Here is a 19420-nt window from a genome sequence, read left to right on the forward strand (position 1 = left end):
TATGCGTACGTGCCGCCGTGCTTTGACCGTCCTCGCACTCAGCCTGCCCTTTACGGCGTGGGCTGCAGTCCCTGTAGTAGATGACAACGCGAGCAGTTATCCGCCCGCGGGTTATGGCACGAGCGGCGCCTATGCCGGAGCAGGGGCTTCAACCCCTGCTTCTGCACAGGGTCAGTTGTTCATGCAGCTGCAACAGATGCAGGATCAGATTTCCCGCCAGCAAGGCATCATCGAAGAGTTGCAAAACGATGTGTCGCGCATGAAGCAGGAAAACCTGGAGCGATACCAGGATCTGGATCGTCGCATCTCAAGTGGTGCCGCGCCTGCCGCGACTCCCGATAATTCTTCAACCGGTGGCGCATCCGATGCCGCTGCCGGTGCAGCAGCCGGCGCCGCTGGCGCTGCTGCGCAACAACCGGCCGCAGGTAGCGAGCCGGCTGATCCGGCGAAAGAAAAGCTCTACTATGATGCTGCTTTCGACCTGATCAAGCAGAAGGACTTCGACAAGGCCAGCCAGGCGTTTACCGCCTTCCTGCGCAAATACCCTAACAGCCAGTATGCCGGCAACGCGCAATACTGGCTGGGTGAGGTGAACCTGGCCAAGGGCGACCTGCAAGGTGCAGCTCAGGCGTTTGCCAAGGTCAGCCAGTCGTATCCCAAGCACAGCAAAGTGCCTGATTCCTTGTACAAGCTGGCCGACGTCGAACGTCGCCTGGGCCGTACCGACAAGGTCAAAGGCATTCTGCAGCAAGTAGTTACCCAGTACCCCGGCACTTCCGCCGCGCAACTGGCGCAACGCGACCTGCAAAAGCTCTAAGCAGCCCGTTTGTGAGAAAACCCGCGCCTGGCGCGGGTTTTTTCGTTAGACTCTTGGCCCTTTTACGTAAACACGCTGCTGCGGATAACGCCTTGTCGAGTCCGCGACAGTGCCTGAAGGAGGCGGACAGCCTGTTTAGCTGTCACGCCCGTGGCGATCATGCAAGATACCTTACGCATCACCGAAGTCTTTTACTCGTTGCAGGGTGAAACGCGCACGGCTGGCCTGCCTACCGTGTTCGTCCGCCTGACTGGCTGCCCGTTGCGCTGCCAGTACTGTGACAGCGCCTATGCCTTTACCGGCGGTACGATTCGCAGCCTGGATTCGATCATGGAGCAGGTGGCGGGCTTTCGTCCGCGGTATATCTGCGTTACCGGTGGCGAGCCATTGGCTCAGCCCAACGCGTTGCCACTGCTCGAGCGTTTGTGCGATGCAGGCTACGAGGTGTCGCTGGAAACCAGCGGCGCGCTGGATATTTCCAAAGTCGACAACCGCGTCAGCCGTGTGGTCGATCTGAAGACCCCGGCCTCGGAAGAATCGCACCGCAACCGCTACGAGAACATCGAGCTGCTGACCCGCAATGACCAGGTCAAGTTCGTCATCTGTTCGCGCGAAGACTACGACTGGGCTGTCTCCAAGCTGATCCAGTACAACCTCGATCAGCGCGCAGGCGAAGTACTGTTCTCGCCTAGCCATCATCAGGTCAGTGCCAGTGATCTGGCTGACTGGATCGTTGCCGACAACCTTCCGGTGCGCTTCCAGTTGCAGCTGCACAAGCTGCTGTGGAACGACGAACCCGGCCGCTGAAACCCAAGGACAAGGACCAAGACATGACTGACAAACGCGCGGTAATCCTGCTTTCCGGTGGCCTCGATTCGGCCACCGTGGTCGCCATGGCCCAGGCCGATGGCTACAGCTGCTACACCATGAGTTTTGACTACGGCCAGCGTCATCGCGCCGAGCTCGACGCAGCCGCCCGGGTGGCCCGCGACATGGGAGTAGTCGAGCACAAGGTGATCGGTCTCAACCTGGATGGCATCGGTGGCTCGGCGTTGACCGACAGTAGCATCGACGTGCCTGAGGCGCTTGGCGAAGGCATTCCGGTCACCTACGTGCCGGCGCGCAACACCGTGTTCCTGTCGCTGGCCCTGGGTTGGGCCGAAGTACTGCAGGCGCGCGATATCTTCATCGGCGTCAATGCGGTGGATTACTCGGGCTACCCGGACTGCCGTCCTGAGTTCGTCGAAGCATTCGAACGCATGGCCAACCTGGCCACCAAGGCCGGTGTTGAAGGGCAGGGCTTCCGCATTCAGGCGCCGCTGCAGAACATGAGCAAGGCGCAGATCGTCCAGGCCGGGATTGCCCGCGGCGTTGATTACAGCCTGACCGTGTCCTGCTACCAGGCCGATGATCAGGGCCGTGCCTGCCGCAAGTGCGACAGCTGCCGCTTGCGCGCGGACGGCTTCATGGCGGTCGGTGTGGAAGATCCGACCCGTTACTTTTAAGCCTTTTTACTGATGGGGTGTTGATTTCTCGTTAGAAATCAGTATTATACGCGCCATCAAAAGGGTCGTTAGCTCAGTTGGTAGAGCAGTTGGCTTTTAACCAATTGGTCGTAGGTTCGAATCCTACACGACCCACCATCTTTACAGCGGTCTGTGATGTACCAGGGACTAGTCTCGCGGTAATGCATCCGTACAGAGCAAGCCTCAAGCTAGTTCCAGTGTGAAATCAAGATGAAAAGCCCGCCTCTCATGGCGGGCTTTTTCGTTCTGGGCGCTCGGATTTCGGCTTACACCACTGGCGTAGCGGTTGGTCATCTACAGCATCGACTTGTCAGGCTCTGTCCAGCTGTTGCCTATCTGAAAAAGATCCTCGCGTGAATGCTCGGCCTCAAGGGTCAAAAGGCCGCGTTTTTTGTCGATCCCGCCGCTGTAGCCGCTGAGTGTTCCATTGGCAGCAATCACGCGGTGGCAGGGCACGATGATCGAAATCGGGTTGATGGCATTGGCCATGCCAATGGCTCTGGCTGCGCCAGGTTTGCCCAGGGTTCTGGCCAGCTCACCGTAGGTCGTGACTGTGCCATAGGGGATCTGGGCGAGCAGTGCCCAGGCCTGTTTCAGAAAGGGGCTGCCGCGCGGTGCCATGGGTAGCGAGAAGTCACGGCGGGCGCCGCTGAAATACTCAAGTAACTGCTGCCTGACATCGGCAACCGCATCCTGGGCTTCACGTGCTTGCGCGTACTCGCTGCCTGGTCCGGCAGCATCCCGCATACGGAAATCCACGCGCAGCAATGCGCCGCGGTGATCGACCAGCATGTCGATGCGCCCAAGTCGAGTATCCAGATGGCCGCGGGCCTCCTGCGGCACAATGAGCGTAGCCATGACGAGTTCCTTCAGGGTCGCCCGCGCGCAGTCGCGCGGGCGGGCGGCTGGGCGTTGGTGCTACCAGTGCTGGGCCAGGGGGGTGGGGCCTGGCAACGAAGGGAACAGCGGCAGTACCTCGCTGGCTAGTTCATCGATGATGTCGGCAGGTGGTCGTTGCGCCATGTGCATGCCCAGTGCGGCATGGTTGACGCCGGCCTCCTGCCATTCTTGCAGCAGCGCGATCAAGCCTTTGCGCCCGGTCTTCAATACATAGCCGCCATGCAGCGGTGTGCGCGGGAAGTCCGGATTCTCATCGAGGTCGATCCATTCGTTGGTGACGTGCGGGCGGAAGCCCTGGTCAGGAATCATGGCGCGCCATGCTCGGACTTTTTCGGCCAGGCGCTTGGGTCCAAGGCTGTTCTGGGTAGACTCCGGATAGGTCAGCCATCCATCTGCGTGGGTACCCAGCCACTGCGGGGATTGCCTGGAGGAGCCGGTTACCAGCAGCGGGATGCGGCCGGTTGCCGGCCTCGGCAGCAGCCGCGCATTGTCCAACTGCCCCAGCGAGGAGTTGATCGGTGAGCCATCGCCTTGCGTCAATTGCCGGAAGTAGTCGACCGCCTCGACAAAGCGTTCGCCTCGACTCGCATGCTCGATGCCATAGGCTGGAAATTCGACGGGCCGATCGCCGGAGGCGATGCCCATTACCAGTCGCCCGCCAGACAGCTGGTCGATGCTGGTGGCAGCCTTGGCCAGGTCGATGGGGTGGCGCAAGCTGAATATTGCGCTGCCGGTAGCCAGGCTGATGTGGCGAGTCTGCCCGGCTAGAAATGCCAGGTAGGTAAAGGGATCGAACAGCTGCCCTGCATCGCCGAAATAAGGGTCGAACAACGGCACATCGCGTACCCAGGTGGCTGCAAAACCGCGAGCGTCCAGCCGTTGGACCAGTTCGGCCTGGCCGGCCAACACGTTCATATCGCCTTCATAAAAGCGCAGCGGGAGAAAGATGCCGAGGGTCAGTTGACCCTCGGCAAACATCCGCCGGTATCCGGGATGACTGGCAAATGCCGGTGCGCTGGCCCCGGTAGTGGTAAATGTTGGGTTTTCGATCACGGGCTGGTTCATGTCGGGTTCCTTCCAGGGGCATGTTCAGGGGCCGGTGGCGGGGTGGGGCAGGCTGATACCGCGCTGCACTGCAGGGCGTTCGGTCATGCGTTGGTACCAGGTGCTCAAGTGGCTGAACTGGTTGAAATCGAAAGCGATCAAGCGGGCGATGTGCATCCAGCCGAACGTGGCGATGTCGGCAATGCTGTAGGTATCGCCGGCCAGCCAGTGGTTGTCCTTGAGTTGGTTGTCCAGGGTCGCGAACGCTTGCTCGGTCAGCGTTCGAAAACGTCGCGCTACAGCCGGGTCAGATTGCTTGTCGAAAATCTCGTAATGCACCCGTTGCCCAAGAATAGGGCCGGTGCTGGAAGCATGGAACATCAGCCAGGTGATGGCTGCCCAGCGTTGCTGCGGCGCGTCAGGAAGCAGCCGCTGGGTTTTCTCAGCTAGGTACAGCAGGATCGCGGCGGATTCAAACAGCACGATGTTGCTGCCTTGGTCGACCAGCACTGGGATGCGTCCGTGCGGGTTGAGCCGAAGAAATTCAGTCAGGCGATGCTCACCTTGTTCAATGCGAACGTGCCGCAACTCGTAAGGCAAACCCAACTCCTCCAGTGCCACAGTTATCTTGAAGCCATTAGGTGAGCTATCGGTATAAAGAATCAGGTCCGGCACTTTCATTTGCGTTCAACCTTCTATTCTGGGCTTTCTGTCAAATGTGTGTAGCGCTATCCTAGAACTGCTGAGTACCTATGAGAAACGATGAATTCTTCATTCTCGAGTTAGAAAATCTAAATAATGAGGTCCCTATGGGCGCTGTACTGCCGTTACTTGCTTTGCGGGCATTCACCGAAACAGGGCGCTTGGGGAGTTTGAAAGCCGCTGCCGAGAGCCTGGGTGTAACGCCTGGGGCAGTCAGCCAGCAGATCCGCCTGCTCGAGGATCGCATTGGCGTGCCGCTGTTCGTCCGCGCGCGCCACGGTGTCTACCTCACCGAAGCCGGTGCGCGGGTGCACCCGGGATTGCTCCGTGGGTTCGACCAGATAGAAAAGTCTCTGTCGACCTTGCAATCGCTGGCGTCGGAAAAGGCCATAACGATCAGTACCGTGCCCTCGTTTGCCTCGGCCTGGCTGGTGCCGCGGCTCGGGCGCTTTCATGAGCTGCATCCACATATCGAGGTGCGTGTCGAGGCATCTGCCAAGATTGTCGATTTCAAGCGCGACCGGATCGACGTCGCCCTGCGCCACGGGCTGGGCCATTACCCGGGCCTGGAATCCATCCGGTTGATGGCACCCGTGCTGCTACCTGTGGCAAGCCCGGCGCTGCTGGCCAAGGGGCGTCCTATCAAGAACCCGCTGGACTGCCTCGACTACCCGCTGTTGCAGGATGCCGACCGGGCTGACTGGACGCTCTGGCTGCAGGCCCTCGGGGTGGACGCGGGCGAGCAGGCCAAGCGCGGTGCCAGTTTCGAGGAAGACCTGCTGCTACTGCGCGCTGCAGCAGCAGGACAGGGTATCGCGCTGGTGCAAGATACCCACGCTCAGGAAGACATCGACTCAGGCAGGCTGGTGGTGGCCCTTGACAAGCCATGGCCATCGCGCTTTGCCTACTACATCGTGTGCCGTCAGGAGTCGTTGCAACGGGCCGAAGTGCAGGCATTCATTAGCTGGATCAAAGACGAAGCGGCAGTTGATGCCGACATGCCCGCCTAGCGGGCGAAGGCCGGCGCCCGCAGGCAAAAGTGCTAGTCGCGCTCGGCCAGCAGCCTGCCTTGCTGTTCGGCTGCAAGTTGCCAACCGCCGCCCAGGGCCCTGATCAGTTTCACGGTGGAACGGGCTTTTTCTGCCTCCAGACGCGCTGTTGCCAGTTGCTGGGTCAGCAAGGTGCGGTCCGCGTCGATCGTATCGAGTTGGCTGTGGCTGCCTTCACGGTATTGCAGGTGAGAAAGCTGAGCCGCCCGCTCGGCAGTATCCAGGGCAATGCGCTGGGCACGCGACTGTTCGGCGATGATACGCAGCCCGGCCAGTTTGTCCTCGACTTCGGCAAACGCCTTCAGCACTACCTCCCGGTACCGGGCGACATCTTCTTCGTACGCTGCCCGCGAGTACGCGACCGTAGCCTTGCGCCGGCCACCGTCGAACAGTGGCAGCGTCATCACCGCACCCGCCAGCGGGCCGAGCAGGAAGGCACGATTGGACCACTCGAACAGGTTGCCCAGCTCTCGCGATTCAAAGCCGCCGGTGGCAGTCAACTGCAGCCTGGGGAAATATGCCGCTTTGGCGATACCGATCCGGTAGTTGGCTGCAGCCATTGCATGTTCTGCGGCCGCGATGTCCGGTCGCCGTTCAAGCAGCGCCGAGGGCAGTCCGGCGGGGATGCGTATGTCGCGCAGGGCAAGGCGCTGTGGCTGGAGACTGAACTGCGCGGGTGGCAAGCCAAGCAGCGTTGCCAGTGCATGCTCTGCCAGCAGCCGGTTGTGTTCGATTCCCAGTGCTTCAACTCGGGCGGCTTCCAGTTCGCTCTGCGCTCGCACCTGATCAAGTTCACCCGCGTCGCCATTGTCGTACCGGTGTTTGATCAGCCTGTAAGTATCGCTGCGCAAGGCCAGGGTTCCTCGGTACACCTCCATCTGTGTGTCCAGTTCGCGCACGGTGAAGTACAGCTCTGCAACGTCGGCCTGCAATGCCATCAGCACGCTGCGGTACAGCGCTCCGCTGTTGTCCAGCTCGGCACTTGCCGCCCCCACCTCGGCATCGATTCTGCTAGCCAGGTCTGCTTCGTAGCTTATGCCCAGCTCTGCCCGCCAAAACCCGAATGTGTTGGCTGCCTGCTCGCCATGCAGGCCTTGCGCAGCGGCAGATTCGCGTTGGCGCATCGGGCCGAATGCTGCATCCAGGCGGGGTAACGTGTCAGCTTTTGCGCTGCGCTGCAGCGCGCGCGCCTGCTTGAGCCTGGCTGCAGCAATTTCCAGGCCCGGGTTGGCTTGTATTGCCTGAGCCTCCAGAGTATCCAAGTGCGGGTCGTTGAATATTGTCCACCACTCGCCGCGCATTTGTGCTTCGCCAGGCTCGGCAGATTTCCAGGAGGTTTCGGCTGCCGTTGTCTGACTCTCCTTGAACAGCCAATGCTGCGGTTCGTCCGGACGGAGGTGCTGGGGGACTTGCGAACAGCCTGCCAGCATTACCAGAAGCAAAGGTGTCAGCCTTGCCTTGTGCGCAGTGAAATAGCGTGGGGCTTTGAAGATGATCATGGGATGTCCTTTCCACGGCTCAGATGGGATTGCTGACCGGTTGTGCAACTGCACCTGCCGGGTCGTGCTGCGGGCTCAGCTGTCGGCCAAAACGGGCATAGATGGCGGGCAATACAAACAAGGTGAATAACGTGCCGACCAGCAACCCTGAGATGAGTACCACCGCCAATGCACTTTGGCTGCCTGCACCTGCTCCGCTGGCAAACAGCAGCGGCAGCAGGCCACCGACCATTGCCGCCGTCGTCATGAGGATCGGACGGATACGCGTGCGCGCTGCAGCTTGTGCTGCCTGCTGGCGGTCAAGGCCTTGCTTGCGCTGAGCCATGTTGGCGAACTCGACGATGAGGATGCCGTGCTTGGCGATGAGGCCGACCAGTGTCACCAGGCCGATCTGGGTGTAGATGTTGAGTGTGGCGAAGCCAAAGAACAGAGCCGCCAAGGCACCGCAGGCAGCCAGTGGCACGGTGGTCAGAATCAGTAACGGGTCACGCACGCTTTCGAACTGAGCAGCCAGTACCAGGAAGATGAACGCCAGCGCGAACGCGAAGGTGATTGCGAAGCCGCCTTGCTCCTGCAGGTACTGGCGCGACTCACCGAGGAAGTCGTGCTGATAGCCAGCAGGCAGCTCGCTGGCTTGTTGCTGCAGGAACGCCACGGCCTGGCCCAAGGTAACGTCAGGTGCCGGGATTGCCACCAGGGTCGAGCTGTTCAGCTGGTTGTACTGGGTCAGCGCGTTGGCCTCAACGCCACGCTCCAGGCTCACTACTGTCGACATCGGCACCTGGGTGCCACTGGCTGTGCGCAGGTAATATTGCTCCAGCAGTTCCGGAGTCAGGCGCTGGTTCCTCGGCGCCTGTGGGATGACGTCATACGCCCGCCCTTGAGCGCCAAAGCGATTGACATAGGACTCGCCGACCAGCCGGGCGAAGGTGTCACCTATCTCTTTCATGTCCAGACCGAGGTCGTGTGCTTTGGAGCGGTCTACGCGCACCAGCACGGTAGGGTTGGTAAAGGTCAGGTCCGAGTCGATGAAGGCAAACAGGCCACTGCTGCGAGCCGCGGACTTGAGCGTCTCCATGGCCTGGAATACGTCTTCGTGCTTGAGCGAGGACGTCAGCACCATCTGCACCGGAAAGCCGCCTACCGAACCCGGGAGCGGCGCGAGCAGGAATGCGGAGCCAACTATGCCCTCGACCGAAGCCAATTGTTCCTGTAGCTCGCCCATGATGTCTTCGGCGCTGCGTGAACGTTGATCCCAAGGCTTGAGCATCACCCCGGCCCAGCCCTTGTTCAGCGAGGCGCCGACGCCTGTTACACGATATACGGTGCCCGTTTCCGGAATCGCCAGCAGCAGGTCCTCGACGCGCTTTGATTGCTCTTCCAGAAACTCCAGGTTACTTGCCTGGGGTGCTTTCATATCGACCACGATTTCACCCTGGTCCTCGGCTGGCGCCAGCTCTGATTGCAGGCCGTTGAACAGGATCGGCAGGCTGAGCAGTGCGCCTGCACCGATTACCAATGCCAGGCGGGTGTCCTTGAGAACATGGCCAAGTAGCCGGTCGTAGCGCTCGACCAGGTTGTTGGTGACGCGTTCGACAGCGGAGGCAAAGCGCCCAGGGCGAGGGGCTGACGGGCGCGCTTTGCCGCTTCCTGGCTGGTGCCCCGCCTTGGGCGCTTTACAGAGCAACACCCCGATATCGAGGTGCGGGTTGAGGCGACTTCTTCATTGGTGGATTTGCGCAAGCACCCTGTGGACATAGCCTTGCGCCATGGGCTGGGCTATTACCCAGGCGATGACTCGCGTGCGCAGCGTGGCACCAGTTTTGAAGATGACCTGTTACTTATGAAGGCTGCCGAAGCGGGGCAGGGCCTGGCATTGGTGGCGCAGGAGCTTGTCAGGCCAGAAATTGAGGCCAGACGGTTGGTGCAGGCGTTGGATCACCCATGGCCGATGCGTTTTTCCTACTACCTGCTGCATCAGAAGGAAGACGCCGAGCGTGCAGAAATCAAGGCCTTTACCGAATGGGTGTTGGAGGAGATGGAGCAAACCTGAATCCCCCTGAGCGGCATGCCGAACAGCCTATTCCGCCCACTCCGGATCCCCGGTAAACACCACCGTGATCCACCGATCCGGCCCTTCGCCGCCCACCGCATCGCCGATTTCGTTACGCAGGGCGTCCCACTCGGCGATGGTCCGTGCCGCCATGTCGGCAGGCACGATGAAGTACAGCTCGATCTCGCGCGAGCGCCCGACCTTGGCCACATACGCCCGGAACGACTGCAGGCCATGCTTGTGCACGAAGGCCTGGGCGACGCTGTCGACGTGTTGCTTGAGGTCGCTCGGCGTAACCAGAAATATATCCGCCAAAGCCTGGCGTACCACCGACAACGGCAGCGGAATGATCACCAGACACACCAGCCCGAGCACCGCCGGGTCGATGTACGGTGATATCCACTGCCACTGCGTGCCCTGAATCGCCAGGCCAACGCAGAAGGCAATCAACAGCGCGGCGGTAATGCTCGCCGACATGACCCAGCCCTTGACGTCCATGCGCACGAAGTCGGAGTTGAGCGTGCGGTTGGCGCGGGCCTCGACCACGGCGATGGTGACGCAGGCAATCACGGTCAGTACGGCGTAGATCAGGGCGAGGCCGAATTCGAGGTCGCGGCCGCCTTCAAGCAGGCTGCTGACCGCGTTGATCAGGGCGTAGATGGCCACGCCGCTGAGCAGAATGCCATTGAGTGCCAGCACCATCGGTTCAAGGTGCCAGAAGCCCATGCTGAAGCGTTCGCGCAACTTGCGCGACATCTGCGCGCTGCTGACGTGGGCGGTGATCAGCTTGACCACCACCAGCGACAAGCCGCTCATGCTGGCGTCGACCAGCGAATAGACGCCGTCGAACACAATCGAGAACGAGCCCGAAGCCAGGCCGAAGGCGATACCGATGGTGGCGATGAAGAGAGTGACTGCGATCGAGGTGCGCAGTAGGCCCTGCTCGCAGGTCAGGTCGAAAAAAGCCGGTTTGGGTGAGATCTGCATAACTGAAACTCTTGTACGGCGGTAAATGCCGGGGGATAGCGGCCTCGGCATTGCCGAGGTCAGTACAGACTAGACGCGAAACTGCGCCATCAATGCTTGTTGCTGATTGGCCAGATGGTTCAGCGCCTGGCTGATGCGTGCCGATTCGTCTGCCTGGCCGGCGAGCGAGTCGGTGACGTCGCGAATGCCGGCCACATTGCGGTTAACTTCTTCGGCCACGGCGCTTTGCTCTTCGGCAGCCGAGGCGATCTGCAGGTTCATGTCGGTGATCACTGCGACGGCCTCGCCAATGCGCTGCAGCGCGGGCATCGCCTGCTCCATCTGCTGCGCACTGTCCTGCGCCTGGCGCTGGCCGGCCTGCATGGTGCCGACCACGGTTTCGCTGCCTTGCTGCAGGCCTTCGATCACCTGGCGGATCTCCTCGACTGATACCTGGGTACGCTGGGCCAGGCTGCGCACCTCATCGGCCACCACCGCGAAACCGCGCCCGGCTTCGCCGGCGCGGGCTGCTTCGATGGCGGCGTTGAGTGCAAGCAGGTTGGTCTGCTCGGCAATGGCGCGGATCACCTCCAGCACCGAGCCGATCTGCTCGCTGCGGCTCTCCAACGCTTTCGCCTGGCCCATCGCCGCATCCATGTCGCTGGCCAGTTGGGCGATTGCCCTGCGGGTGTCGGCTACCCGCTGCAGGCCTTCGCGGCTGGCCTGATCGGCGCCGCGTGCCGCCTGGGCGGCTTGCGCGGCGTTGTGAGCGACGTCCTGCGCGGTAGCGCTCATCTCATTGGCGGCGGTTGCTACCTGCTCGATCTCGCGTTGCTGCTGTTGCATGCCGTTGCTGGTCTGGCTGGCGATGGCGGCGGACTGGTCCGCCGTAGTGCGTGCGTCCTGTAGCGAGGCCTTTACCTGGGCAATCACCGGTTGCAGCTTGTCGAGAAAACGGTTGAACCAGCCGGTCAACTGGCCCAGTTCATCATCGCGGGCGTAGTCCAGCCGGCGGGTCAGGTCGCCTTCGCCGCTGGCGATGTCTTGCAGACGCCGGGCTACCATGAGGATTGGCCGGGTGACGCCACGCGCGGTCAGCCAGACCAGCAGCAAGCCCAGCACCGCTGCAAACAGGCCGATGGCCAGGCTGATCAGGTTGGCGTCCTGGTTGTGCCCGGCCAGGCGTTGGTTCAGCGCTACTGCCGGCGCCTGCAGCACAGCCTCGGGCAGCTCCAGCAGAACTTGCCACGGGGCGGCGTCAGGGATAGGCGCAAATGGCTGCGAGACGCGCATCTGGCCGTGATCCAGGCGCCGCACTGGCTGCCCGGCAAGCAAGCTGGGCAGCAGCTCGCGGGCCGGGCCGCTGAGCACTTGTTCGAGCGGTTTGCTCAGTTGCGCGGCATCGGCGCTGTGGCCGGCGAGCAAGCCCGCCGGGCTGACAATGCTGACCTGGCCTTGGCCATCGAACAGCTCCTGACGGCCGCTCAGGCTCAACTGCTGGAGGTTGTCCAGGCTGATGTCCAGGCCGACTACGGCGATGACCTTGCCGTTATCCATGATTGGCAGGGCGATGCTGGTAATCAGCACCTGCTGGCCGTTGATTTCGTCGAAGTAGGGATCGACCACGCAAGCCTTGGCGGTTTGCTCCGGGCAGGTCAGCCAGCGGTTGTAGGGCGAGCCGTTGGCGCCAATGCTGCTGTCGGCAAGCATCGCCTCGGGCATGGCTTCGGCGGTCAGCGTGCCAGACTGTGCTTGCGACCAGTACAGCGAGAAGCGCCCGCTGTCGTTGCTGCCATCCTGGGGCTGGTTGATGAAGCGCGCATCCTGTCTGTCGAGGGCGTTCGGTTGGAACACCAGATACAAGCCGATCAGGCCAGGATTGCCCACCAGCGCCGCGCGTGCCTGTGCGCTCAATGATGCGCGTAGATCGCTGTCGCCGCGCTGCCTGAGCACCTGCACCAGGCGGCTGAAACCGCTGCCGTATTGGTAGGCATCCATGAAGTAGCGCTGAATGCGCAGTGCCTGGGTTTCGGCCTGAGCCTGCAGGCGCAGGCGGGCGCTGTGGTCGAGCAGTTCGCTGTTGGCGCTGAACACCTGTGCTGCGCTGCGGCGCGCCTGGGTCAGCGAGGTGGCCACCAGCAGGGCAACAATGACCAGCAGGCACAGGCCGGCGAGAAGGGTGATCTTCCACTGGATGGAAAGGCGGCGCAGGAGCATGGGTTTTCCTTCTCGAGCAGAGCGACGCCCGCATCAAGCGGGCGTCGGTGGGGGAGGCTCAGTCAGCGATACAGTTGGGCGGCGCGATGCGAAACGCCTTGGTCAGCCAGCCGAGGTAGATCAGCCCGGCCAGTGCCCAGGCGCCGCCAAACAGCAGCGAGTGCTGATTCAGGTCCAGCCACAGCGAGACGATGATGCAAAAGCCAATGGTCGGCAGCACCAGATACTTGAAGGTCTGGGCCAGGCTCTTGCGACCCTTCTCGCGCAGGTAGCAGTGGTTGATCACCGCCAGATTGACGAAGCTGAACGCAACCAATGCGCCGAAGTTGATCACCGAGGTGGCTGTGACCAGATCAAAGAAGATCGCGGACAATGCCACCAGGCCGACCACGGCAATGTTCAGCACCGGCGTCTTGTAACGAGGGTGCAGGCGGGCGAATACCCGAGTCGGGATCACCCCGTCGCGGCCCATCACATACAGCAGCCGTGACACGCTGGTCTGCGAGGCTAGGCCCGAGGCGATGGTGTTGATCACCGTGCAGGCGATAAACACCGACTGGAACAACTTGCCACCGACATACAGGGCGATTTCCGGCAGCGCCGCTTCCTGGTCATGGAAGCGCTGCATGGTCGGGAAATAGGCCTGGATGAAGTAGGACACAAGAATGAACACCACACCGCCGATCAAGGCGGTGAGGAAGATCGCCCGCGGAATGGTCTTGCCCGGATCGCGAGTTTCTTCCGACAGGCAGGTCACCGCATCGAAACCCAGGAACGAGAAGCACAGAATGGTCGCACCGGCGGCCAGCGCGCTGAACTGCACCTGTGGGTCGACAAACGGGATCAGGCTCCAGGCCGTGCCCAGGCCCTCGCCATGCTCAAGGCCACGTGCGCAGAGGTAGATGAACACACTGATGATTGCCACCTGCACGGCAACGAACAGAGCATTGAAGTGGGCCACCAGGTTGACGCTGCGCATGTTGACCAGGCTGATCAGGGTGACGAAGCCGGCCACCCAGATCCACTGCGGCACCTCCGGAAACATCGCCGACAGGTACAACTTGGCCAGCAGGGCGTTGACCATTGGCAGCAGCAGGTAATCAAGCAGCGATGACCAGCCAACCAGAAAACCCACGTGTGGATTGATCGCCCGCTGGGTGTAGGTGTATGCCGAGCCAGACTGCGGAAAACGCCGTACCAGCGTGCCGTAGCTCACCGCGGTGAACAGCACGCCCAGCAGCGCCAGGATGTAGGCACTGGGCACATGCCCGGCAGTAATCCCGGAAACGATGCCAAAGGTGTCGAAGACGGTCATCGGCGTCAGGTAAGCCAGACCGATGATCACCACATGCCACAGGCGCAGCGATTTGCGGAACTGGCCGCTGTTGCTTGGTTCAGGCTGCATGCGCGCGATGCTCCTGAGTCTGAACGGTGGGCGAGTGGGCAGGCGGGCACAGCCAGGTCGTGCGGATGAGCTCCATGTTGTTCACCTTTATGTCGGAGCGAGGGCGGGCGCATGCGAGGCGCCTGTGGCATGGCTGACAGTGCCGCAGCGAAGTTCAAGGCGCGCAGAGTCCCTTGTGGGGCGAGTAAGCGCGCTGCGGTTGTTCTTCGTTGTTAGGCGCTGAAGCGAGGTGGTTAAAATAAAGAACGATGCGGGGTGGGGTGTCAAGTTAAACATGACAGAATGTAACTGAAATCGAGATTTTATCGGGTTTTTGCCGCTTGCGCCCCAAGGTAAGTGCGAATATTCATTCAAAGGCGGATTTTAATGTCCGTAAAAATTTACGATCACTGATTGCCAAACACATCTTCAGCAAATTTTTGCCGGCTGAGCCCGGCGCATCCGACAGGCGTCAGTGGTACCCTTCGTGCCCAGCGCGACGGTGTCGCACCCAGTCCCCCCTTATGGAAAGCAATCGGTTCAATTCATGAAGAAATCAGTAGGCATTCTCTCCGGCCTGGCCGTCGCCATCGCCATCGCAGCCACCGCTGGCGCTTGGTACACCGGCAAGCAACTGCCCGCCGAGTTGCAGGCTTCGGTCACTCGTGCCAACGAAGAACTGCTCAAGGCCACTGCCGGTACCGGCGGCAGCATGAGCCTGGAACTGACATCGCTGGAGCAGCACCTGTACAGCAGCACCGCGCACTACCGGCTCAAGGCCAAGGATGTGTGGTTGGGCGAAGGCCAGGCGCTGAACTTCGATGTCGGCATCACTGATCAGCTTGAGCACGGGCCATTCCCGTGGTCGCGGGTCAAGGCGCTGAAACTGATGCCGGTGATGGTCTCGAGCAACAGCGTGCTCGACAAGGACGAAGCCACAGCCAAGTGGTACAGCGCTGCGGGCGAGCAATCGCCGATCACCGCCAATGTCGATGTCGGTTATGGCGGTCACATCGACAGCGATGTTCGCTTTGCGCCGATCAAGCTCAATGAGGTAGACGGCAACAGCGTCGACTTCTCCGGCATGCAGGTGTTGCTCAGCGGCGACCGTGAAGGCAAGGCTGTGAAGATTCACGCCAACGCTGATCGTCTGCAGATGAAACTGGTGGGTGCAGACCATCCGCCAGCGACCTTCACCCTGGACAAGTTCAAGGTAGGCGGCAACCTGGCCAGCACCGACCACGACATGGTCTATGTCGGCAACGTCGATGTTCTGCTTGGCCAACTGGAGGCTGTGCTTGGGCCAAAGCAGGAAGTGATGCTGCTCAAAGACCTGGAGCAAACCAACCTGTACACCGCCGAAGGTGCTGACAAGATCGGTGCGCGAATCGCGTACAAGGTTGGCGACATCAACTACGCCAACCGCGCCGTCGGCAGCGGCAAGATGGTCGTGACCATGAACTCGGTCGACGTACCGGCCCTGCAGTCGCTGGCCGAGTGGTACCAGACCAAGCTGCCTGAGGTGCAGGCCATGCAAGCGGCCACTGCTGCTGGCGAGCCAATGCCGTCGTTCAACATGAGCGAGGAAGAGAAGGTCAAGGTTCAGGCAGACCTGCAGAAGATGCTTGCCGCCAAACCAAAGCTGGCCCTGGAGGAGTTGTCGTTCAAGACTGCCAATGGCCAGAGTCACTTCAAGCTGGCGCTGGACTTCGCCGCGCCGAGCTCGTTCGACCTGCCGCCTGATCAACTGGCCAAGCAACTGATCAGCCAGCTCAACGGCGAACTGCTGGTGTCCAAGCCGATGGTCGGCGACCTCACTGCCTTGCAGGCCCTGCTCGAAGGCCAGACCGACCCTCAGGCGATTGCCCAGCAGTCCAGTCAGGCCGGTGAAATGCTCGGCATGATGGCGCTGCAGAGCGGCATGGCCACGGTCAAGGGCGACAACGTCGTGTCCAACCTGCACTACGCCGATGGCATGGTCGACTTCAACGGCAAGAAAATGACCGTCGAAGAGTTCGCCATGATCTTCGCTGCGCACCTGGCGGCGCTGTCGCCGCAGGGCTGACGTTTTGCTGGCGGGGCTGTAGTGATGGCGGGGCAAGCCCGCGCTCGCTCGGTCCCGCAGGTGGCAGTGCTTGCGCGCCGTCGGGCCAGTTACGTTGGCCTGATTGGCACGCGCAGAAATCGCTTTTGCAAAGACCTGATTGGCTGTAGCCTTCGGCGCGATAATAATCCGCGCCCGCAGAAGGCCGTGATGGCCTGTCTGGCCGTCCGGCGTCATTAGCCTGACTGCCAGGGCTCGGTGATACTCTTGACTGACGCGCACGCGCGCCCGCAGGTCCAGCGATCATGACCCAGATTTCCGAACGGCTGTTGGTTCAAGCTCACCTTGATGCCAAGCAACCCCATCCCCTGACGCCCGCGCAGGAGGCCGAATACCGTGCGGCCATCGCTGCCGAGCTCAAGGCCCAGAATGCTGTGCTGGTTGCGCATTTCTATTGTGACCCGGTAATCCAGGCCTTGGCCGAAGAAACCGGCGGCTGTGTTTCCGACTCGCTGGAAATGGCCCGCTTCGGCAAGAACCACCCGGCCGACACCGTGATTGTCGCCGGCGTGCGCTTCATGGGCGAAACGGCAAAGATCCTCACCCCGGAAAAACGCATCCTGATGCCAACCTTGGAAGCGACCTGCTCGCTCGACCTGGGTTGTCCAGTAGAAGAGTTTTCGGCGTTTTGTGACAAGCACCCCGAGCGAACCGTGGTGGTGTATGCCAACACGTCGGCTGCGGTCAAGGCACGTGCCGACTGGGTAGTGACCTCCAGTTGCGCGCTGGAAATCGTCGAAACCCTGATGGATAACGGCGAAAAAATCATCTGGGGGCCGGACCAGCACCTGGGCCGCTATATCCAGAAGAAGACCGGCGCCGACATGCTGCTGTGGGACGGTGCCTGCATCGTCCATGAGGAGTTCAAGTCGCGCCAGCTCGCCGACATGAAAGCGCTGCATCCGGATGCGGCAATTCTGGTCCACCCGGAGTCGCCTGAGTCGGTGATCGAACTGGCCGATGCGGTAGGCTCGACCAGCCAGCTGATCAAGGCGGCGCAGACACTGCCGAACAAGACCTTCATCGTCGCCACCGACAGCGGCATCTTCTACAAGATGCAGCAGTTGTGCCCGGACAAGGTCTTTGTCGCCGCGCCTACCGCGGGCAATGGCGCCGCCTGCCGCAGCTGTGCGCACTGCCCGTGGATGGCGATGAATACCCTCGAGCGCACCCTCGACTGCCTGCGTACCGGCAGCAACGAGATCCTAGTCGACCCCGCCTTGATCCCGCGCGCGATCAAACCGCTCAATCGCATGCTCGACTTCACTCAGGCGGCCCGCCTGAAGTTGTCCGGCAACGCCTGATCCGCAGCTTGGGCGACGCCGGACAAACCGGCGCCGCCTGAACGCTGCTTAACGCATCATGTCCTTGACCATCCGCTGCTGCTCGAGAATCTGCCGCTGACGGGCGTCGATCTGCGACGCCAGCGGGAAGTTGCTGCCCGCGCGGCGTTTGGCGAAGTCGAGCTGCTGCACTGCCTGGTCAAAATCACCGACCAGCGTGAAGTACTCGGCGCGTGCCCGGTGCAGGCCAATGGTATTGCCCGACAGCCCGCGCACTTCAGCCACTTCGTACCAGACGTCCGGGTCGTCCGGGCGCTTCTTGACCAGGTCATCCAGCACTTTCTCAGCCTCAGCCGGCTTGCCCTGCTTGATCAACAAGTCGGCGCGCGCCTGCTGCAGCGGATAATTGTTCGGATACAGGCTGCGTAGCCGCTCGACCCGCTGCTGCGCGTCGGCCAGGCGATTGTTGGTGATCTCCAGGTCGATCTGCGCCAGGTTGTAGGTGATGTCGTTGGGCGCCTTGGCCAGCAGTTGCTTGAGGTTGTCCCGCGCTTCGTTGAGGCTGCCGCCCTTGATCTGCGCCAAGGCAAGGCCGTAGCGGGCAGCATCCAGCTTGGGGTCATCCGCGAGTTGATCGCGGAAGCGCTTGGCCGCAAGCCCTGGCGTACCTTCGTAGGTCAAGGCGACGCGGGCGCGAATCAGCTGATAACGCAGGCTGTCCTCGACGCCGCCTTTGGGCATCTGTTCGGCGCGGTTACGGGTGTCGGCGATACGCGATTCGGTCACCGGGTGAGTCAGGAGAAACTCCGGCGGCTTGGCGCCGTAGCGGTACTGCCGGGCCAGGCGCTCGAACATGCTCGGCATGGTGCGTGGGTCGAAGCCGGCTTTTTCCAGGTTCTGGATGCCGATGCGGTCGGCTTCCTGCTCGTTCTGCCGCGAGAAGCGCCGTTGCTCCTGAATCGCCGCTGCCTGGGTGCCGGCAATCAGACCAATACCGGCATCGCCGCCACCACCGGCTGCCAGTACGATGCCGGCCAACAGTGCGGCCATCATCGGCACCTGCATGCGCTGCTGAGCTTCTATCCCTCGGGCAAAGTGGCGTTGCGACAAGTGGGCCAGTTCGTGGGCCAGTACCGAGGCGTATTCACCTTCAGTCTGGGCATTGAGGAACAGCCCGCCGTTGACCCCGACAATTCCCCCGGGAGCCGCGAAGGCGTTCAGCTCGCGGCTGTCGATAAGCACGAATTCCAACCGGCGGTCCTGCAGCTGGCTGGTCTCGGCCAGGCGATAGACGCTGGTTTCGACGTAGTCCTTGAGCTGCGGATCATTCAGCTGGCGCACTTGCCCGCGCAGCAGGCTGAGCCAGGCGCGGCCGAGTTCATGTTCTTGCTGCGGAGAAACGATTGCAGAACTGGCATCGCCCAGCGACGGCAGGTCATCGGCATGCCCGGGCAGGGCCATCAGGCAGGCCAGCGTCAGCAGGGTAGGGCGCAGTAGATTCATGCACGAAGCTCGCGTCGGATCAAAGACCCGTACTGTAGCCCGCTCACACCTTGGCGACCAGTGGCGGTATCCTACCAGGCTTGTCTGCCATGCACCGTTGCCACCGCCAGGAGCCCCTTGGATGATCGATACCCTGACCTGCGACGCCGAAGTCGATGCCAGCGGGCTGAACTGCCCATTGCCGCTGCTCAAGGCAAAAATGCAGCTTAACCAGATGGCAGCGGGCGCAGTGCTCAAGGTGATTTCCACCGACGCCGGCTCGCAGCGCGACTTCAGCACTTTCGCCCGTTTGTCCGGTCATAGCCTGCTGCAACAAAGCGCCGAAGCCGGCGTGTATACCTACTGGCTGCGCAAGGCCTGAGTACTCCGCCCA

17 protein-coding genes, 1 tRNA gene and 1 pseudogene are annotated in these 19420 nt (G+C 61.6%); 9 read left to right on the forward strand and 10 right to left on the reverse strand.

Features of this window, described 5'->3' with window-relative positions; genetic code table 11:
• Position 1: 1 nt before the first annotated feature.
• The 4 genes from ybgF (at position 2) to HU736_RS20115 (ending at position 2460) form a co-directional block, all read left to right on the forward strand.
• Positions 2-817: a tol-pal system protein YbgF gene (gene ybgF / locus HU736_RS20100; RefSeq protein ID WP_101317426.1), complete on the forward strand. Its 816-nt coding sequence runs from the start codon at positions 2-4 to the stop codon at positions 815-817.
• 159 nt (positions 818-976) lie between these two features.
• The gene (gene queE, locus HU736_RS20105; protein ID WP_103438711.1) at positions 977-1624 is read left to right on the forward strand and encodes a 7-carboxy-7-deazaguanine synthase QueE; all 648 of its coding nucleotides are present in this window, start codon (positions 977-979) and stop codon (positions 1622-1624) included.
• Between the two features lie 23 nt (positions 1625-1647).
• Positions 1648-2322: a 7-cyano-7-deazaguanine synthase QueC gene (gene queC, locus HU736_RS20110; protein WP_186697746.1), complete on the forward strand. Its 675-nt coding sequence runs from the start codon at positions 1648-1650 to the stop codon at positions 2320-2322.
• Positions 2323-2384: 62 nt separating this feature from the next.
• A tRNA-Lys gene (locus tag HU736_RS20115) sits at positions 2385-2460 on the forward strand.
• Between the two features lie 177 nt (positions 2461-2637).
• Here HU736_RS20115 and HU736_RS20120 read toward each other — a convergent pair.
• From HU736_RS20120 to HU736_RS20130, 3 genes are read right to left on the reverse strand one after another with little or no spacing between them, the layout of a single operon-like run.
• Entirely contained in the window at positions 2638-3201 is a 564-nt protein-coding gene (locus HU736_RS20120; protein ID WP_186697749.1) for a methylated-DNA--[protein]-cysteine S-methyltransferase, read from the reverse strand.
• 60 nt (positions 3202-3261) lie between these two features.
• Positions 3262-4308 carry an LLM class oxidoreductase gene (locus HU736_RS20125; protein ID WP_186697751.1) on the reverse strand — a complete coding sequence of 349 codons (1047 nt, stop codon included), beginning with the start codon at positions 4306-4308 and terminating at the stop codon, positions 3262-3264.
• Between the two features lie 24 nt (positions 4309-4332).
• Entirely contained in the window at positions 4333-4962 is a 630-nt protein-coding gene (locus HU736_RS20130) for a glutathione S-transferase family protein (protein ID WP_367615301.1), read from the reverse strand.
• Between the two features lie 134 nt (positions 4963-5096).
• Here HU736_RS20130 and gcvA point away from each other — a divergent pair, with 134 nt between their 5' ends.
• Positions 5097-5999: a transcriptional regulator GcvA gene (gene gcvA, locus HU736_RS20135; protein WP_186697755.1), complete on the forward strand. Its 903-nt coding sequence runs from the start codon at positions 5097-5099 to the stop codon at positions 5997-5999.
• Between the two features lie 32 nt (positions 6000-6031).
• Here gcvA and HU736_RS20140 read toward each other — a convergent pair whose 3' ends face one another.
• Together HU736_RS20140 and HU736_RS20145 are read right to left on the reverse strand one after the other, a co-directional pair.
• A complete protein-coding gene (locus HU736_RS20140; protein ID WP_186697757.1) occupies positions 6032-7537 on the reverse strand; it encodes an efflux transporter outer membrane subunit in 1506 nt (501 codons plus the stop codon).
• A gap of 19 nt (positions 7538-7556) precedes the next feature.
• On the reverse strand, positions 7557-9227 hold the full coding sequence (locus HU736_RS20145; protein WP_202883878.1) for an efflux RND transporter permease subunit: 1671 nt from the start codon (positions 9225-9227) through the stop codon (positions 7557-7559).
• Between the two features lie 60 nt (positions 9228-9287).
• On the opposite strand from HU736_RS20145, the gene HU736_RS20150 reads away from it, so the two are divergent.
• Positions 9288-9590: a LysR substrate-binding domain-containing protein gene (locus tag HU736_RS20150; RefSeq protein WP_367615302.1), complete on the forward strand. Its 303-nt coding sequence runs from the start codon at positions 9288-9290 to the stop codon at positions 9588-9590.
• A gap of 27 nt (positions 9591-9617) precedes the next feature.
• Here the strand turns inward: HU736_RS20150 and HU736_RS20155 are convergent, their stop codons facing one another.
• From HU736_RS20155 to HU736_RS20165, 4 genes and pseudogenes are all read right to left on the reverse strand, one after another.
• Positions 9618-10577 (reverse strand): cation diffusion facilitator family transporter, encoded by a 960-nt coding sequence (locus tag HU736_RS20155; protein ID WP_103436375.1) that lies wholly within the window; start codon positions 10575-10577, stop codon positions 9618-9620.
• Positions 10578-10646: 69 nt separating this feature from the next.
• Complete coding sequence (locus HU736_RS22295; RefSeq protein WP_427117824.1) at positions 10647-11402, reverse strand: methyl-accepting chemotaxis protein; 756 nt, start codon at positions 11400-11402, stop codon at positions 10647-10649.
• A 102-nt stretch (positions 11403-11504) separates the two neighbouring features.
• Positions 11505-12773 (reverse strand): annotated as a pseudogene (locus HU736_RS22300) (methyl-accepting chemotaxis protein); the annotation flags it as partial.
• A 58-nt stretch (positions 12774-12831) separates the two neighbouring features.
• Positions 12832-14178 (reverse strand): APC family permease, encoded by a 1347-nt coding sequence (locus HU736_RS20165; RefSeq protein ID WP_186697761.1) that lies wholly within the window; start codon positions 14176-14178, stop codon positions 12832-12834.
• Positions 14179-14704: 526 nt separating this feature from the next.
• On the opposite strand from HU736_RS20165, the gene HU736_RS20170 reads away from it, so the two are divergent.
• Positions 14705-16222, forward strand: coding sequence for a YdgA family protein (locus HU736_RS20170; protein WP_186697763.1), 1518 nt, complete (start codon positions 14705-14707; stop codon positions 16220-16222).
• Between the two features lie 284 nt (positions 16223-16506).
• Positions 16507-17565: a quinolinate synthase NadA gene (nadA, locus tag HU736_RS20175; protein WP_103436379.1), complete on the forward strand. Its 1059-nt coding sequence runs from the start codon at positions 16507-16509 to the stop codon at positions 17563-17565.
• Positions 17566-17613: 48 nt separating this feature from the next.
• On the opposite strand, the gene HU736_RS20180 is transcribed toward nadA, so the two are convergent.
• On the reverse strand, positions 17614-19047 hold the full coding sequence (locus tag HU736_RS20180; protein WP_101317440.1) for a M48 family metalloprotease: 1434 nt from the start codon (positions 19045-19047) through the stop codon (positions 17614-17616).
• A 121-nt stretch (positions 19048-19168) separates the two neighbouring features.
• On the opposite strand from HU736_RS20180, the gene HU736_RS20185 reads away from it, so the two are divergent.
• Positions 19169-19408: a sulfurtransferase TusA family protein gene (locus tag HU736_RS20185; RefSeq protein ID WP_103436380.1), complete on the forward strand. Its 240-nt coding sequence runs from the start codon at positions 19169-19171 to the stop codon at positions 19406-19408.
• Positions 19409-19420 lie beyond the last annotated feature (12 nt).

The organism is Pseudomonas shirazensis, assembly GCF_014268785.2.
GTDB classification, from domain to species: domain Bacteria; phylum Pseudomonadota; class Gammaproteobacteria; order Pseudomonadales; family Pseudomonadaceae; genus Aquipseudomonas; species Aquipseudomonas shirazensis.